Source organism: Rhodococcus sp. NFXS4 (assembly GCF_058139645.1).
Genome location: NZ_CP192221.1, coordinates 850,492 through 869,671 on the forward strand (window position 1 = coordinate 850,492; position 19,180 = coordinate 869,671).

Here is a 19,180-nt window from a genome sequence, read left to right on the forward strand (position 1 = left end):
CATGAGTGAGAAGCCCACCCGTCTCGAGCGCACCACCACCGACGCGGGCGCCGAGGTCGCGATCCTCACGTTCGCCCACGGCGCCCTGAACCTGTTCGACCAGGCCATGTTCGATGCCGTGACGGCCGACGTCGCCGAGCTGGTGGCCGCTCCTCCGCGTGCGCTGCTGCTGCGCGCGGAGGGCAAGGTTGTCTCGGGTGGTGTCGACGTGCACGTCTTCGAGGGGCTGTCTGAGGCCGAGGGAACGGCGTTGTGGGAGGGACTCTTCGCGGCCATCGCCCATCCGCTCGAGGCGCTGCCCTGCCCGGTGGTGTTCGCCGCGCACGGTCTGACGCTGACGGCCGCGCTGGAGATCGCCCTGGCCTGCGACATCATCCTCGCGTCGCCGAAGGCGAAGTTCGGTCTGGTGGAGACGGTGGTGGGTCTGACTCCGTCGATGGGTGGTCCGCAGCGGATGGCGGAGCGTGCGGGCAGCGGCCGGGCGCGTGAGTTCGTCATGACGGGCGACCTGTACACGGCGGAGACGCTGCGCGAATGGGGAGTCGTCAACCAGATCCACGAGGACGTGGACTCCGCAGCCAGGGCTCTCGTCGCACGGCTCGCGGACGGGCCGACGCGCGCCCATGCGGCCACGAAGGAGATCATCGGTGCGTGGCGCTCCGGCGGTGTGCGCCATGCGGATTCGGTGACATCGGCGGTGTCGGGTGCCCTGTTCGAGACCGAGGATCTGCAGGGCGCGGTGCGCAGCTTCCTCGATGTGGGGCCCGGCAAGGCGACCTACACCGGGCGCTGATCAGCGCAGGGGGTCCACCAGCGCACGTCGCAGTCCCGTGAGGGCGTCGTGGTCGAGGCCGAGCCAGTCCAGGTAGCCGTCGAACGAGCCGTGCGCCGTGGTCATCGCCTCGAGCCCGGCGCGGTAGTACTCCTCGCGCACGCCCAGCAGGTCGTCGTCGAGGTCGGCGGGGGCCACCTCGTCGTGATCGAGAATGTGGCGCCGAAGTGGAGCGACGGCGGCGTTGCTGCGCAGGTAGTCCGCGACGATGTCCTCCTCGACGACGCCGGCGGCGCGCAGCACGGTGGCGACGGTCCACCCCGCGCGGTCCTTGCCGGCGGCGCAGTGCACCAGCGACGAGGTGCCGGACGACAGGGCCTCGACCACGGACCTGATCGCCACCCGCGCACCGGGCAGCGTCGGAAAGGCGCGGTAGGCGCCGTCGAGGTAGCCCCGGGCGGTGGTGGCGGGCACGGCGCGCTCGTGCGGCGCGTCGCGTTCCGCGGCGATGTAGGGGACGCGATGCACGGTGACCGTGTCCGGGGCCCGGTCCGAGCCCCACCGCGTCACCTCGGCGTCGCCGCGCAGGTCGAACACGTCGCTGACCCCGAGTCCGGCCAGCGTGGCCCGGCCCTCGTCGGAGAGGTGCGTGAGTGCCGACGCGCGGAAGAGAAGTCCGCTGCGGGTGCGTCCGCCGTCGGACGTGCGCAGGCCGCCGGTGTCGCGGAAGTTCCACGCGCCGTGCAGGTGGAACTGGCCGGGTTCGGAACCATCCGTGCTGCGTTCACTCACCCGTCGACAGTAACGACGCGGTCTCCACGCGTCCGAGCCACCGTCCCACCAGGGGACCGATGTCCCCCACGGCGTCGCTCGACAGCAGTTCGCCGTGTCGCCACGGCACGGACTCCACGTCGGCGGGTCCGGTGCAGTACTGCGACCAGAAGTCCGACATGCGGCCGAGTTCGACGGCGGTGACGTCGGAGTCGATCATCAGGACGGCGCCGCTGTAGGTCGGCGGCACGTGCTCGTCGACGAGGGCGAACAGCGTGAGCATCGCCTTGGTGATCAGTCGCGCCTGGATGTCCGAGACCGGTAGCTGGTCGCCGCCCATCGCCGACCACACCGACCACAGCGCGTCCGGCGTCATGTCCGCCAGGTCGTCGGTCAGGTGCTGGTACGCGCCGAACATGGCGTCCGCCTGTGCCTTCTTGACCGCACTGCCCGGCACGATGCTGTGCACCGGATCGAGCAGCGACAGCGACGCGACGGTGTGGCCCTGCGATTGCATCCGGGCCGCGACGGCATGGGCCAGCACACCGCCGACCGACCATCCGACGAGGTGGTACGGGCCGACGGGATCCACGCGACGGATCTCCTCGACGTAGCGCTCGACGACGCCGTCCATCGACCGTGGTGCGAAGTCGGGGTCCGCCACCGCCGGCGTCTGCACGCCGTACAGGGGGCGGCCGCTCTCGAGGTGGCGGCCGAGCTCGAAGTACGGCCAGGCCAGCCCCATCATCGGGTGGATGCAGAACACCGGGGCGAGCTCGTCTCCGCCGCCCAGTCGGAGAACGGGACCGACTGCGTCGGACGAGGCGATCGACTCGTCGTCGTCCTCGCGGTCGAGATGCTCGGCGACGGCGCCGACGGTGCCGTGCGAGAACAGGAGTCGGAGCACGCGGTCGACCCCGGCGGCACGACCGAGGTGTGCGGCCACCCTGGTCGCGGTCAGCGAGGTCCCGCCGAGGGCGAAGAAGTCGTCGTCGAGTCCGACGTCGCCGACGCCCAGCACGAGGGCGAAGGCGTCGGCGACCATGTGTTCCGTCGAGGTCGTCGGCGCGCGGTACACCGTCGGTGCGAACGTCGGTGCGGGAAGGGCCGCCCGATCCACCTTGCCCGCGGTGGTGCGCGGTACCGCGTCCAGAGCGATGACGCGCGACGGCACCATGTACTGCGGAACCCGTTCCGCCACCGCCTCTCTGACAGAAGCGACATCGATCCCGCCGCCGGCGACGTACGCGACGAGATGATCCGATCCGGTTCCGGCGTCGCGGTGAAGGAGGACCACCGCCTGCGTCACCGCGGGATGGGCGAGGGCGGCGTTCTCGATCTCGCCCGGCTCGATGCGCAGTCCGCGGAGCTTGATCTGGAAGTCGCTACGTCCCAGATACGCCAGCTCTCCGGCCGAGTTCCACCGCACCAGGTCGCCGGTGCGGTACAGGCGCGCGCCCTGCGGTCCGTACGGCGCGGCGACGAACCGGCTCGCGGTCAGCCCGGTCTGCTCGACGTACCCGCGGGCGAGATGTGGTCCGGACAGGTACAACTCACCGACGGCGCCGAGAGGTACCGGCCGCAGTCGGCCGTCGAGCACCACCGCGTCGACACCGCGGACCGGTGTGCCGATGCCGACGGGGCGGTCCGGCGTGATCGGTCCGTGCGCGGTGGCCCAGACGGTCGTCTCGGTGGGGCCGTAGTCGTCGTACATCTCGCGTCCGGCGGACCACGTCGCCGCGAGGTGATCCGGGAGGGCCTCGCCGCCCACGACGAGGACGCGCACGCAGTCGAGGCCGGCGGGGTCCAGGGAGTCGAGCACCCGGGGCGTGATGATGGTGTGCGTGACCCTCTCGTGGCGAATCAGCGCGCCGACCTCGTCGCCGCTGTGCACGTGCGCCGGCGCGAGAACGAGAGTGCCGCAGTGCGCCAGTGCCATCAGCATCTCGGCGATCGAGGCGTCGAAGGTCGGTGAGGCCACCGCGAGTACACGCACGTCCGGCACGTCGCCGCGCCGGGAACGTTGGTCCGCCAGCGCATCCGCCAGGCCCGCGTGGGTCACGGCGACGCCCTTGGGTCGGCCCGTGGAGCCGGAGGTGTAGATGACGTACGCGATCGAGCTCGGATGCAGCCCCGGACGACGCTCCGACGCGAGCACCGTGTGGGCCGGGTGACGGTCGAGCGCCGACACGACGTCCGGATCGTCGAGCACGATGCGCGGAATCCACGGCGCGGCGGTCGAATTGGCCTGCTCGGACCGGGAGTCCGTGATCACGGCGACGGCGCCGGAGTCCTGGAGGATGTGCGCAATTCGGTCGGCGGGTTGCGCGGGATCGACCGACAGGAACGCGGCCCCGGCCGCGGCGACGGCCCACACGGACAGGACATGGTCGATCGAGCGCGGCATCGCCAGCGCGACCACGACGTCGGGTCCTGCGCCGCATGCGATGAGTTCCCGCGCGAGACGATTCGCGCGCGCGGACAGGTCCGCGTAGCTCAGGTCGATGCCGTTCGCCCGCAGGGCGATCGTGCCGGGACGGGCCGCTACCGCGTCGGTCACGAGGTGGTCGAGAGTCCGGGCCGCCAGCGCGGGGGCACCGCTGCGGGGACGCATCGCGGCACGCTCCGAGGGCTCCACCGTCTCGAGGTCCCCGATCCTGACCGAGGTGTCGCGTGTCATCGACCGCAGTGTCCACACCAGTCTGCGCGAGACCCGCTCGATGGTGCTCCGGTCGAACAGATCGGTCGCGTAGGACAGCTCGATCAGCAGGCGCCCCTGGTCCTCACGCAGCGTCACGGCGAGATCGAACTGCACGGGAGCGCCGCCGAGATCGAGCACCTCGACGGCCGGTGTGGTGACGGGGAATCGCGGCGGCGCGGTGTTCTGCAGAGTCAGCATCACCTGCACCACAGGGTGACTCGCAGTGGAACGCACCGGGTCGAGGGCCGTCACCAGGGTCTCGAACGGCAGAGCGGCATGCGCGAAGGCGTCCAGGGTGGTCTCGCGCGCCGCGGCGAGGTGGTCCGCGACGGTGCCGTCCTCGTCGATCGTGGACCGCAGGACCACCGTGTCCACGAACATGCCGACCACGTCGTCGAGTGCCGGATCGGTGCGACCCGCGACGGCCGTCCCGACGAGGAGATCGCGGGTTCCCGCCCACTGGGCGAGCACGATCGACAGCGCGGTGTGCGCGACCATGAAGAGGGTGACGTCGTGGGCCTGCGCGACGGATCGGAGCGCGCCCAGCGCGTCCGCGTCGAGAACGGTCCGCACCCGATCGCCTTGCTGCGACGGGGTTCTCGGCCGGGCGCGATCGGTCGGCAGCGCGAGATCGAGGGGTACGCCGGCCAACCGCTCCCGCCAGTGATCGAGGTGGCGCGACAAGGCCGAGCCGGGATCGTTCAGCGATCCCAACGCTGCGCGTTGCGCGAGGGCATGGTCGGCGTACTGCACGGGTAGCGGTGGTAGGTCGAGTGGCCGTCCCTCCGCGCGAGCGGCGTACGCCGTGACGACGTCGCGCGTGAGCGGCGCCATCGACCACCCGTCCGCGGCGATGTGGTGCACGAGGATCACCAGCACGTGATCGGTCGGCGACACGACGAGAAGAGTGGCGCGCAGCGGAGTCTCGGTGGTGACGTCGATGCGCGCCGCCGCGGCCGTGCGTACCGCCGCGGGCACGTTTGTGGCAGTGGTGCGCACGAGGTCGAGGGGAACGTCGACCGTGGGCGACACCACCTGGTGCGGCACGCCGTCGAGGGCGGGATGGACGGTGCGCAGGATCTCGTGCCGGAGGGTCACGTCGTCGAGGGCGGACCGGAGCGCGTCGACGTCCAGCGGACCGGTCAGCCTCAGCGCGAGCGGGATCAGCTGTCCACCGCGGTCGGCGTCGACGCGGCCGAGGAACCACATCCGGTGCTGAGCGAAGGAGAGCGGCACCCTGTCCGGGCGCGGCGCCGCCGTCAGGGGAGTGCGCGCCGCGGTCGGCGCCGCGACCAGCGCTGCGGCGAGCGCACCCACGGTGGGGTGGTCGAACACCGCGCGCACCGACACCTCGCGCTCCGTCGCCGCCGACACCCGTGCGGCCACCCGGGTTGCGGACAGCGAATGGCCACCGAGAGCGAAGAAGTCGTCGTCCAGCCCCGGTAGCTCCGGCAACTCGAGCACGGTGGCGAACGCCTCGGCGACGGCGCGCTCGGCCGGGCCGACCGCCTCGCGACGCGGGACCGTCGCCACGGTCCCGGGAAGGCCGGAGGCCGGTCGGCGAGGGGCCGACGGGAGTGCGCGACGGTCGAGCTTGCCCGACGCCGTCAACGGGATCGCGTCCACGGTGACGATGTGCGCGGGCACCATGTACCGCGGCAGGCGGCGCGCGGCGTCGTGTCGGAGGTCGGCGGGGTCGACGGCACTCGTGCCGGACGGCACCACGTACGCGACGAGGTGGTCGTCCTGCACCAGCACCGCGGCGCGGTCGATCGCCGGGTGCGAGGCGAGTACTGCCTCGATCTCGCCGGGCTCGATGCGCAATCCGCGCAGCTTGACCTGGACGTCGGTGCGGCCCAGATACTCCAGATCTCCGCCGCTGGTCCAGCGCACGCGGTCGCCGGTGCGGTAGAGCCGCCTGCCCTGAGCCGCGGCGACGAACCGCTCGGCCGTTGCGGTGGGGCGGCCGACGTACCCGCGCGCGAGGTGGGTGCCGTCGAGGTAGAGCTCGCCGGCCACCCCGGTCGGCACCGGACGCAGGAACGTGTCGAGCACCCGCGCGCCGACCCCGCGGACGGGCCGCCCGATGGTCACGGCGTCGTCCGCCCGGAGCGGGCCGCTGCTCGTGGCCCAGACGGTGGTCTCGGTGGGACCGTAGTCGTTGAACAGGCGTCGACCGGAGGCCCATCGGGCGGCCAGTGCCGGTGGGCACGCCTCACCGGCGGTGACCAGGAACTGGAGTGACGGAACGTCCTCGGGGGTCAGTGAGTCGAGGACTCGCGGCGTGAGGAGAGCGTGGGTCACCGCGGACTCCGCCACGAGGCGACCAAGTGCCGGTCCGCCGAACACGTCCGGTGGTGCGACCACGAGGGGAGCGGACAGGGCCACGGCGATGAGCAGCTCGGCGATGGACGCGTCGAACGTGGGGGACGCGACCGCGAGCACACGTGCCTCCGCAGCCTCGCGCAGTCGCTGGTCCCACAGCGCAGCGCCGCGCAGTCGCTGGTCCCACAGCGCGTCCACGAGGCCGCGGTGTGTGACGCCCACGCCCTTGGGGGTTCCGGTGGAGCCGGAGGTGTGGATGACGTACGCGAGGGTGTCGGGACGGATGGCACCGAGCCGGTCGGCGGGCGTCACGTCGGCCTCGGACTCCGCGCCCGTGTCGAGGACCGTCGGTGACACCGTGGCGAGACGTGCCAGTGCGGCAGGAACCGTCACAGCGGTGACGGCGACGGCGGCGCCCGTCTCGGTGAGCATGTGCCGCAGTCGGTCCGGTGGCCCGTCGGGGTCGATCGGCAGGAACGCCGCGCCGGTCTTCGCTACCGCCCACACCGCGGTGATCTGGTCCACCGAGCGCGGCAGCGCGACGGCGACGACGGTGTCGGGCGCGGCGCCGAGGGCGATCAGTGCCCGCGCCCAGCGGTTGGAGCGGCGGTCCAGCTCGGTGTAGGTGAGCGTGCGCTCCCCGATCAGGGCGGGCCCGTCCGGGTTGCCGGCCACCGCGTCGGCCAGCAGACGAGGCAGCACGCGCGGTGGTAGTCCGGCGCTGCCGTGCTGGGAGAGCAACAGTGCCCGCTCCGACGGGTGCAGGATCTCGAGGGCGCCGATCCGGTCGAAGGGCCTGCGCGCCACCGCGTCGAGGACGCGGAGCAGGACGTCGACGATTCCGGCCGCGGTCCGCCGGTCGAAGAGGTCGACGGCGTAGGTCAGTGCGCCGCTCAGTCCGTCCCCGGTCTCCGTGAGATCCAGGGTCAGGTCCACCGGCGCGGCCACGGGAACCGAGTCCAGGACGTCGATCTCCAGTCCGGCGGCCACGAGAGTGGGCGGAGTCTGGTTCTGGAACGCGAACATGACCTGCACGACGGGATGGTGCGCGGTGGAGCGCACCGGATCGAGAGCGTCGACGATCAGCTCGAACGGCACGTCGGCGTGGTCGAGGGCCGCCACGGTGTCCTCGCGCACCTGATCGACCAGAGCCGCGACGGTATCGGTACCGGTGACGAACGCGCGGTGCACGACCGTGTCGACGAACATGCCGACCAGCTCGTCGAGATCCTCGTGACCGCGGCCTGCCACCGGTGTTCCGATGGCGATGTCCTCGCTTCCCGTCACGCGGGCGAGAGTGACGGCCCAGGCCGCCTGCAGGACCATGACGAGCGTCGCGTGGTGGGCGGTGGCGAGCGCACGCAGCGCCGCGGTCGTGGCGTCCGGCACCGTCACGCGTACACGCGCCCCGCGGTGCGAGGCCACCGGCGGCCGCGGTCGATCGGTCGGCAACGGCAGCACGTCCGGGAGACCGGCCAGGCGGTCCGTCCAGAACGCGACTCGACCACGGATGTCGTCCGCGTGATCCTGTTGCCACACGGCGTGATCCGCGTACTGCATGGGCAGGGGGTCGACAGTCCACTCTCGACCGGACCGGCGGGCCGCGTAGGACGCCGTGAGATCGCGGGTGAGCGGCGCCAGGGACCAGCCGTCCGCGGCGATGTGGTGCAGCACGAGAAGCAGGACGTGATGCTTCTCGGTCACCGCCACGACGGAGGCGCGCAGCGGGAGATCCGCTGCCAGGTCGAACGGTGCCGACGCCATCCGGTCGAGGACGGCCTCCGGTGTCTCCGACTCCCGGTCGATCGCGATCCGCGCGTGATCGAGAACGTGTTGCTGCGGAACACCGTTCACGGCGGGGTAGACGGTGCGCAGTATCTCGTGGCGGTCGACCACGTCGGCGAGTGCGCCCTGTAGCGCGCCGTGGTCGAGGACACCGCGCAGCCCGAGTGCGAGCGGGATGACGTAGCCGCTGTCGCTGGAGACCGTGTTCAGGAACCACATGCGCTGTTGGGCGAACGACAGAGGCACCATGTCGGGGCGCGGCCGTGTCCGCCGCGGTGCGAGAGCGCTCCGAGGCACGGCGTCGATCTGCGCGGCGAGTGCGTGCACGGTCGGTGCCTCGAACACGCTACGGACCGGAACCTGCAGTCGGGCAGCGACTCTGGTGGCACTGAGGGAGTGGCCACCGAGTGCGAAGAAGTCGTCGTCGAGTCCGACGGGGTCCGCGAGTTCCAGGACCGTCGCGAAGACGGCCGCGACGGCGACCTGCCCGGCGGTGGACGGAGCGCGGAACTCGGCCGTGTCGAGGGGCGGGCGGGGCAGCCGCGCGCGGTCGAGTTTGCCCGACGTCGTCATCGGCAGTGCGTCCATCACGACCACCGCGGCGGGAACCAGATACCGCGGCAGTGCCGCCGCGGCGGCGGCCGACACCTCTGCCGCGTCGATACTGTGCCCGTCGGCAGCGACCACGTAGCCGACGAGACGCTCGTCGATCACCCCGGCCGCGGCGGCGCCGACGCCCGCGGCGCCGACGAGCGCGGTCTCGACGTCCCCGAGTTCGATCCGCAGGCCGCGCACCGTGATCTGGTGATCGGACCGTCCGAGGTACAGCAGGTCGCCGACGGCGTTGCGGCGCATCAGGTCTCCGGTACGGTACGTCCGCTGTCCGTCGGGAGCCGCGACGAAGCGGGACGCGGTGAGTCCCGGCCTACCGAGGTACCCGCGTGCGAGATGGTCGCCTGCGACGTACAGCTCACCGACCACGCCGTCCGGAACCGCGTGCAGGCGGACGTCGCGAAGCGAGACCTCGACGCCGAGAGTCGGGGACCCGACGGTCACGGGATGCCCGGCGGCCAGGAGTGCCGTCGTCGACCAGATGGTCGCCTCGGTGGGTCCGTAGACGTTGGTCATCGTCCGGCCGGGTGCCCACGTGTCGACGAGACTCGGCGGGCATGCCTCGCCGGCGCTCATGACGACGCGGAGGTCACCGCCGGGATCGGGTGTCGCGTCCAGCGCGCGGGGTGTCATCAGGGTGTGGGTGACACGGTGCCGCCGCATCAGGTCGCGGAGTTCGACACCGGCGTAGACCTCGGGAGGGGCGACGACGAGTGCGGCGTCCAGCGCGAGTGCGATGACCAGTTCGCCGACGGACGCGTCGAACGTCGTCGACGACACAGCGAGCACCCGGGCATCGGATGCCGGTGCGTGCCGGGCCCGTTGGTCCTGGACGGCGTTGTGGAGTCCGCGGTGCGTGACGGCGACGCCCTTGGGCCGTCCGGTGGATCCCGAGGTGTAGAGGACGTAGGCGAGGTGGTCGGGTCGCAGAGCCGAGCGACGGTCGCGATCGGTGATCGGTGCGTCCGACAGCGCCGCGACCGCGGCGAGCGTGGCGGGATCGTCGACCGTGATCCGGACGACGTCGGTCGGGAACGGCGCCGCCGTGTCGGTGAGCACCAGCGTGGGCGCCGCCTCGGTCAGGATGTCCGCGAGCCGAGCCCGCGGCTGCTCGGGATCGAGCGGGACGAACGCGGCTCCCGCGCGGCTGATCGCCGCGACGAGAACGAGGTACCGCGCCGACCTGGCGACGGCGACCGCGACGACGGTCTCGGGACCGGCACCGAGCGCGATCAGACGGCGCGCCCACCGGTTCGACGCTCGTGCCCACTCGTCCCGCGTGAGAACGGTGTCGCCCTCGATCACCGCGACCGCGGAGCCGTCCGCGTGGGCGTCGAGCAGGGCGGGGAGCGTCGTCGGGGTCGTGCGGGCGTCGGGATGCGTCCACGTGTCGGGCTCGTCCGCTCCGCGGATCGCGATGTCGCCCACTGCGATCTCGGAACCCGGGGCCGCCGCGCGCAGCACGTGCTCGAGGACGGACGAGAGGCATTCCGCGGTCGTGTGATGGAACAGGTCGCACGCGTAGGTGAGGACGACCGCGAGGCCGGCGCCGGCGGGGCGGACGTCGACGGTGAGGTCGAAGGTCGCGGGTGCCGGCCCGACGTCGAGCACCTCGATGTCGGGACTGCCCGGGAGCGGATCCACGTCCTGGAAGGCCAGCACGACCTGGAAGACCGGGTGATGCGCCGACGTGCGAGCCGCACCGAGGGTGTCGACCACGTGATCGAACGGGACGTGCGCGTGCGCGAAGGCGTCCACCGTCTCGTCTCGGGTGCGGGAGAGCAACTCGGCGAACGACTCCGACGGATCCACGCGGGTGCGCAGCACGACGGTGTCGACGAACAGGCCGACGAGGTCGTCGAGCGCAGGATCCGGTCGACCCGAGATCGGTGACCCCACCGCGATGTCCGTCGACCCGGTCCAGCGCGCGAGGGCGACGGCGAGGGCGGTGTGCACGACCATGAACACCGTGGCCCGGTGAGCGACGGCGAGCTCGCTCAGTGCGGCCACGGTCGCGTCGTCGAGATCGAGGCGCACCGCGGCACTCGCCCGGCCGCGCCGCTCCGGGCGCGGTCGGTCGAGCGGCATGTCGAGGACGTCGGGCAGTCCGGAGAGACGGCGCTCCCACCATGCCGCCGCGTCGGAGTCGATGCCCTGTTCCGTCTGCCGCACAGCGACGTCGGCGTACTGCACCGACAGCGGCGACTGTGCCGGTACCCGTCCCGAGCGATGGGACTGGTACGCCGACAGCAGGTCTCGCGTGAGAGGGGCGAGAGACAGACCGTCCGCCGCGATGTGGTGCACGGTCAGCAGCAGGACGTGCTCGTCGTCGGCGAGGCGCAGCACCTCGGCCCGCAGGGGTGGTTCGGTGGCCAGGTCGAACCGCGTGGTCCGGGCATCCGACAGTCGTTCCGCCAGTGCGTCGGGCGTGACGGCGGTGACCGTGAGGGTGGTCGGCGCCGGGGGCGGCAGCACGACCTGGTGCACGACACCGTCCGCATCGGCGTAGACGGTACGGAGGATCTCGTGGCGAGTCATGACGTGACCGATCGCGGACGACAGCGCGCCGAGATCCAGGTCGCCGCGGACGCGCAACGCCAGCGGCATGACGTAGGACCCCGGTTCGTACCGGTCGAGGAACCACATCCGGTGTTGGGCGTGCGTGAGCGGGATGCGGTCGGGACGCGCAGCGTGGAACCCGTGGTCGGTGTACGCGTCTCCCGCATCGACGGCGGCAGCCAGCCCCGCGACGGTCGGGACGTCGAAGAGCGTGCGGAGCGTCAGGTCGCGTCCGGTCGCCGACCGGATGCGCGCGACGACCCGCGCCGCGCTGAGGGAGGTGGCGCCGAGCGCGAAGAAATCGTCGTCGGCACCCACCGGAGCGGACGTCTGCAGGACGGCCTCCACGATGTCCGCGACGACACGCTGGGTCGGTGTGAAGGGAGTGCGGTGGACCCGGCCGCGGCGCGCGGGTGCGGGCAGCGCACGCTTGTCGACCTTGCCCGACGCGGTGAGGGGAACGGTGTCGATCTCCACGATGTCGTCGGGGACCAGATGGCGCGGAAGCGACGAGCGCAGCGACTGCAGCAGCGCCTCCGTGACGGCTGAACGGCCCTGTGCCGGAACGACGTATGCGACCAGTCGATCTCCGACGACCGCTGCCACCGCGCGGTCGATCAGGCCCGACCGCGTCAGCACGGCCTCGATCTCCGCCGGCTCGACGCGCACGCCGCGCACGGACAGCTGGTCGTCGCTCCGGCCGAGGAAGTACAGGTCGCCGGCGGCGGACCAGCGGACACGATCGCCGGTCCGGTAGAGACGAGATCCGTCCGGTCCGGCGACGAACCGCTCCGCGGTCAGCGCGGTGCGATGCGCGTAGCCGCGGGCCAGTTGCGCACCACCGAGATACAGCTCGCCGGGGACGTCGACGGGAACGGGACGCAGGGCGTCGTCCAGCACGAGGGTCGTCGTGTTCCACACCGGCCGCCCGAGGGGGACGTCCGTCGTGTCGGCGTCGGTCACGACGTGGGCGGTGACGTCCACCGCCGCTTCGGTCGGCCCGTACAGGTTCACCACTCGTACGGGGAGCACGGCGCGGACGGCGGCGGCGACCCCCGCGGGCAGTGCCTCGCCCGACGACAGGATCGTGCGCAGCGACGTGCAGGCGGCGAGGCCCGGTGCGTCCGCCATGAGCGCCAGCATCGACGGGACGGCGTGCACCACGCTGACGCGGTGCCGTGCGATCAGTTCCACCAGCAGATCGGCGTCGCGGTGGTCGTCCGGATCCGCGACGACGACGCGGGCACCGATCTGCCACGGCAGGAACAGCTCCCACACCGAGACGTCGAAGGTGGCGGGAGTCTTGTGGAGCACGACGTCGTCCGCGGTGACACCGACGAACTCGGCGCGCCAGCGCAGTTGGTACACGATCGCGGCGTGCGACACCCCGACACCCTTGGGCTGCCCGGTGGAGCCGGACGTGAAGAGCACGTAGGCGAGATGGTCCGGGCGTAGGGGTGCGAGGCGATCGTCGTCGGTGAGGGGTGTGTCGGAGAAGGACCCGAGGGGCGGATCGCTGATCGTGATCCATTCGACCGCCTCGGGAAGCGTTGCCGCACTCCCGATACCGAGCCGCGCTCCCGATATGGTCACCGTGTGTCGGAGCCTCTCGGCGGGATGGCCGGGATCGAGCGGGACGTAGTGCGCGCCGGTGGCCACGACGGCGTGCACGGCGACGAGCAGATCGATCGACCGCTCGAGCGCCACCGCGACGGCCGTCTCCGGTCCGGCGCCGCGGCTGATCAGGTACCGGGCGAGGCGGTGGACGCGAGCGCAGAACTCGGCTCGGGTGACGTGTCGATCACCGTGAGTGAAGGCCACACGGGACGGATCGAGAGCCGGTACGGCGTCCGGGAGTGTGGTGGGGACGAGGGGGTGCCGGGTGGAGTTCCACGTCTCGGTGACGAGGGTGCGCTCCGTCGCCCCGAGCAGGTCGATCTCGGCGAGCACACGCGAGGGGTCGAGTGCCTCGAGCACCCGCAGGAGTCGGGCCAGCAGTCGGTCCACGGCGTCGGTGTCGAGGACGTCGCGGCGGTGCGTCGCGCGCACGACGAGGCTCTCTCCTGGTTCGACCGCCAGGGACAGCGGGTAGTGCGTCGCGTCCCGTGCCTCGACGCCGAGAACGGAGAGGTCCCCCGCCGCTGCGGTCAGAGCGGTGCGATTCAGTGGATACGACTCGAAGGCGAGCGACGTGTCGAATCCGGCGCCCGGCCCGACCTCCGCCTCGATGGCGGACGGAGCGAGGTGATGATGATCGAGCAGCGCGGCCTGCTCACGCTGCAGTCGCTGAGCCGACTCCCGCACCGTCGCTGTGCGATCGAGCCGCACGCGAACCGGAACGGTGGAGATGAGGAGCCCCACCATGGATGCGGAACCGTCCAGCTCGGCCGGTCGGCCCGAGACGGTGGCTCCGAAGACGACGTCGGTACGGCCCACCGCGGAGCCCAGTACGAGTGCCCACGCGAGTTGCACGAGGGTGTTGACCGTGACCCCCGCGGCGCCGGCGCGCGCCACGAGTTCGGCGGTGCGCTCGGTGCTCAGCGTCGCGATGCGCTGTCCCGGTGCCTCGTCGGTTCCGGAACCGTGCGCGGGAGCGAGCAGCGTCGCCTCGGTCGACCCGGTCAGGGCCTCCGACCATGCCGCGAGCGAGGCCGTGGTGTCGCGTTCGCTCACCCACTGCAGGAAGCCGCGGAGTGGAGGCGGCGCGGGCCGGGGGTCCTCGCCGGCGTAGTCGGCCAGGAGGTCGGCGAGGACGATCGGCAGGGACCAGCCGTCGAGGAGCAGATGGTGATGGGTGAGCACCAGGGTGTGCCGCTCGTCCCCGGTGTGCAGCAGAGCGACGCGCAGCAGCGGTGCGGCGGCCACGTCGACGGCGACGCCGCGATCGTGCGCGAGGAAGGCGTCGAGCACGGCGGCAGGGTCGGGATCGGCCCGGACGTCCACCTCCGTCCACGGCACCGTGACGGAGGCCGCGATCACCTGGACGTCCGTCCCGTCGGCGGTGGTGTCGAAGGCGACCCGCAGCGCGTCGTGACGGTCCACCAGCGAGTACGCGGCCCGCTGCAGACGGCCGGCATCGAGCGCTCCACCGAGGTGCACGATCGTCTGCACCACATAGGGATCGACGCTCCCGGCGGCGAGGCGGGCATGCATCAGCAGGCCCGCCTGCAGTGGCGCGGTGGGCAGGACGTCGATCAGCGTGGGATGACGCCCGGTCCACCCGTCGACATCGAATGGTGTCGCATCGACCAGCGGGAAGTCCGACGGTGACCGCCCGCCAACGCCGGGGGTGTCGACGTGCCGCGCGACGGCCGTCGCCGCCTCGACCCACAGCGAGACGAAGGCCTCGACGTCCGCGTCCGCCAGGACGGCGTCGAGCGTGCTCAGTCGTGCGATCAGGGTGTCCCCGAGGACGACGGTGTCGATCTCGAGCACGGCGGCCGCACCCAGGTCGTCGGGCCGTGGTCCCGACAGCGGGGAGATGCCGGGAACCGGGAGCCAGTCACCGGTGTCCGTCGTCGTCATCCTGCCGAGGTGCGCGAACGAGATCTGCGGTGTCCAGCGCAGGGCGTCGCGCGCGTCGTCGTCGGCCCCGTGCCGCAGCAGCCCGTAGCTCGCGCCGTGGTCGGGAATTCGTGCGAGGTGGTCCTTGACCCGCCGGATCGTCTCGCCCGCAGCAGGTCCGCCGCGCAGCGCCTCGGCGAGGTCGAGACCCGTGAGGTCCAGTCGTACGGGGAACACCGTGGTGAACCAGCCGACGGTGCGCGCGGTGTCGGCGCCGGGAACCAGGTCGTCCTCCCGTCCGTGTCCCTCGAGTTGGACGAGCCTCGTCGGTGCGTCGTCCTGTCGCCAGGCGGCCAGCGCGAGGGCGAGCGCGGCGAGGAGCGCGTCGGTCGGCCCGGCGTGGAACAGGGTGGGCGCGCGGACCAGTAGTGCGTCGGCGATCTCTGCTGGAAAGGCGACGTCCCGGGCCGTCGTGTCCCGTACCCGATCGACGACGGGGTCGAGGAGTCGTTGTCCGAGAACGGGATCGGGGCCGTCCAGAACGCCGGTCCAGTACGGCAGCCGCGCGCTCGCGTCGTGCGCTGCGAGACCGGACGACCAGCGCCGCATCGACGTGCGGACGGGGGCGAGAGTCGGTGCGACCCCGTCGCGCACCGCGGCCCACGCCGCGACGAGATCGGCGACGAGGACGCCCCACGACACCACGTCCACCACCAGGTGGTGCGCCGCGATCACGAGGCGTCCCGCCGTGTGCTCGCCGAGGTCGTTCCAGCCGAGCCCGAGCATCACGCCGTTCTCGGGATCGAGTGTCGCGACGATGTTCTCCACCGCGAGATCGGCGCCGCGGCGCAGCAGTCCGTCGACCCGGACGACATCCCGCGGGCGCACCTCGAGGTGTACGCCGTCCGCGTCGCGGACGAGCACGGAGCGCAGCATGTCGTGGTGCGCGACCACGGCCTCGATCGTGGACACCAGGGATGCGCGGTCGATGCCGACCGGGAGCGAGAGCGTGAGGGTCTGAGCGAACCGATCCGGTGTTCCGCCACGCTCCAGCAGGTGGCGCACGATGGGTGTCGGGTCGACGCGGCCGATGCCGCTGCCGGGTGGCTCGTCGACGGTGCCGACCGTGTCCGCCACGCGCGCGAGCCCGGCGGCACTGCGTTGTTCCACGACGTCACGAGCGCTGATCCGCACGCCCGACGCCGCCGCGACGGTGACCAGTCGGATCGAGAGGATGCTGTCACCGCCGAGCGCGAAGAAGTCGTCGTCGACACCGACATCGTTGCGGGACAGCACGTGTGACACCGCGTCGAGCAGCCGCCGCTCGACGTCGGAGGCGGGTTCACGGCGGGTCGTGGTCCGGCGCTCCGGCTCGGGGAGTGCGCGGACGTCCACCTTGCCGGAGGCGCTCAGCGGGAGCGCGTCCAGCGGCACCACGTGCACCGGGACGAGGTGGCTCGGCAGCGTCCGAACGACGGCGGCGAGAACGTCCGTGGGGTCGGCGTCACCGGTCACGTACGAGACCAGCTGCTCGCTGTCGCCGTCACGGCGGACCACTGTGACGGCCTGCGTCACACCGGGAACCGCGACGAGGGCCGTGTCGATCTCGCCGGGTTCGACGCGGCGTCCTCGTACCTTGACCTGACTGTCTCCGCGCCCCAGATACTCCAGGTCACCGGACGGCGTCCACCGTGCGCGGTCACCCGTGCGGTACAGCCGCGTTCCGTCGACCCCGGCCACGAAGCGCGCCGCGGTCTCCGCCGACCGTCCGACGTACCCGCGGGCCAGGCCGGCTCCGGCGAGGTGCAGCTCACCCGGAACTCCGACCGGGACGGGGCGCAGGCGGGAGTCGAGCACCACGGCGCGCACTCCGGGCAGGGGACGCCCGATGGTGACGGTTCCGGCCTCCGTCAGCGGCGCGGTCCCGGTGGCCCACACCGTGGTCTCGGTGGGTCCGTAGTCGTTGTGCAGCAGGAGGTCCGGTGACGTCGACCACCGGGACGCCAGCGCGGGAGAGCACACGTCGCCGACGCTGAGGACCTGTCGCAGCGACGGAGCTCCGGTCGGGGACAGTGTCTCGAGCACCCGCGGAGTCAGGATCGCGTGGGTGATCGATTCTCGTCGCAGCAGATCCTGCAGAGGTGCACCGGAGTACGCGTCGGAATCGGCGACGACGAGGCAACCGGACAGTGCGAGGGCGAGAAGGTGTTCCGAGATCGACGCGTCGAAGGTCGGAGCCGCGACGGCGAGGACGCGACCGCCCCCCATGTCCGGAACCCGTGTCTCCGGACCGCGTGCGCGGTGGCCGGCCACGACACCGTGCAGTCCGGCGTGGGTGATCGCGACGCCCTTCGGACGGCCGGTGGAGCCGGAGGTGTACATGACGTAGGCGAGCTCGGTGATCGCGGGGTGCTCCCTCGTCAGCGGCTCCGGTGCGACGTCCGTGACGGCCACCCGGGTCGTTCCGCTCGGCAGATCGACGGGATGTCGATCCGTCGTGACGACGAGGGTCACCCCGGATTCGGCCAGCACGGCGGCGAGCCGCTCGACGGGGTCCGCGGGGTCGACCGGGAGGAACGCGGCACCGGTACGCACGACGGCCCAGAGCGCGATCACCTGGTCGACGGACCGCGGAAGTGCCAGCGCCACCACGGTTCCCGGAGTCGCCCCCGCATCGCGGAGAGTGCGGGCGAGGCGCCCGGAGGCGTCGTCGAGTTCGCCGTACGTGAGCGTGGCCGTTCCGCCGCGCACGGCCGGCGCGGCCGGATTGCTGCGCGCGACCGCCGCCATGAGGTCGCCCAGCGTCGTCGCCGTCGGTGCCGGCCCGCCCGACCGGTCGAGCAGATCGGCCGCCTCGCCGTCGTCCAGGAACGCGAGATCGCCCACGGTGGTGTGGTCGTCCGCCGCGACGATGCCGCCGAGGAGTCGCGTCAGCCGCACGCCGTGCCGGTCGATGTCGAAGGCGTCGTAGCGCTCCGGGTTCCACTGGATGTCCAGCGTCAGTGTGTCGCCGGTGTAGATGTTGATCGCGGTGTCGTGGACGGGCCCCGACGACAGGATCCCGACGGGAGCCGAGATGTCGTCGAACTGCAACGGGGCGACGAACGGCATGATGTTCACGACGGGGCCGAAGGAGACGCCGAACGGCCGCACCTCCGGTGCCAGAAGCTGATCCCAGTCCCGGAAGCGTTGGTGCCGAAGCGCCCCGGTGATCTCCCGCCGTACCTGTACGAGTAGTTCTCGCACCGTCGTGGTCGCGTCGACCGTCAGCCGCAGCGGCACCAGATTGGCCATCATCCCGGCCGTCGCCCGCAGAGCGGCGGTGGTGCGTCCGGTGACGGGGAATCCGAGGACCACGTCGTCGGTGTCGAGCACCCGCGACTGATGCACGGCGAGAGCGGCGACGACGGCGAGCGGGTCGGCCGCGGTTCCCCTCGGTTGGGTCCACGACAGGCGCGTCGCGACGGGTTGCCGGGGTGCGCTCGGGGGTGCCGCCGACAGGGCCGTGGGGCCGCCGACGTCGGCGACGTGCTCGCGCCAGTGGGCGAGGTCGGCGTCGTGGCGACGTGACGCGGCGTAGGCGACCTCCGCATCGTGGATGCGGGCGGCGGTGTCGGGCGTCGGCGCCGGTCCCGGAGCCGACGTTCCCGAGTAGTGGCCGGCGATACGTCCGAGGAGGGTGAAGGCGCCCTGGCCGTCGAGCACCACGTGGTGGGCCCGCAGATACAGGAACGTGCGGTGATCGTCGAGTCGGAGGAACACGCAGCGAACCAGCACGGTTCCGTGGAGATCGACGGGCTCGCGGAACTCGGCGCGCATCCACGCGTGAGCGGACGCCTCGGGGTCGGCGTCGCCGCGCAGGTCGAGCACGTCGAGGTTCATGACGGCGTCCTCGACGTGGATCAGACACGGCTCGTCGTCCTCTCCCTGCGCGAGGCGGGTCTGCCGCAGGCCGGACTCGGTGCCCGCGGCGTACATCGCCCGTTCCAACCGAGCGAGGTCGACACCCGAGCCGACCGGAGCGGAGATGTCGACGTACAGGGCGACGGTGAGAGCCGCGTCGGGATCGAGGCGCTGGGCCAGCCAGAACGGCCGTTGCGCACCCGTCAGGGGAACCCGGGCGGGGCCGCCGTCCGGTTCGGGGGACACGA

Annotated in this window: 3 protein-coding genes; 1 reads left to right on the forward strand and 2 read right to left on the reverse strand. The window is 72.0% G+C overall.

Annotation, left to right across the window (positions count from 1 at the left end):
* Nucleotide 1 precedes the first annotated feature (1 nt).
* Nucleotides 2–793: an enoyl-CoA hydratase/isomerase family protein gene (locus J4E04_RS03995; protein ID WP_222645526.1), complete on the forward strand. Its 792-nt coding sequence runs from the start codon at nt 2–4 to the stop codon at nt 791–793.
* Here the strand turns inward: J4E04_RS03995 and J4E04_RS04000 are convergent, their stop codons facing one another.
* Nucleotides 794–1,564 (reverse strand): tyrosine-protein phosphatase, encoded by a 771-nt coding sequence (locus tag J4E04_RS04000; RefSeq protein ID WP_490149922.1) that lies wholly within the window; start codon nt 1,562–1,564, stop codon nt 794–796.
* The gene (locus tag J4E04_RS04005) at nt 1,557–19,178 is read right to left on the reverse strand and encodes an amino acid adenylation domain-containing protein (protein ID WP_490149923.1); all 17,622 of its coding nucleotides are present in this window, start codon (nt 19,176–19,178) and stop codon (nt 1,557–1,559) included. Before J4E04_RS04005 ends, J4E04_RS04000 begins: the two co-directional genes overlap by 8 nt.
* Between the last annotated feature and the right edge of the window lie 2 nt (nt 19,179–19,180).

Coding starts and splice junctions, on each gene's coding strand:
- J4E04_RS03995 (WP_222645526.1), top strand. CDS start 2: ATGAGTGAGAAGCCCACCCGTCTCGAGCGCACCACCACCGACGCGGGC.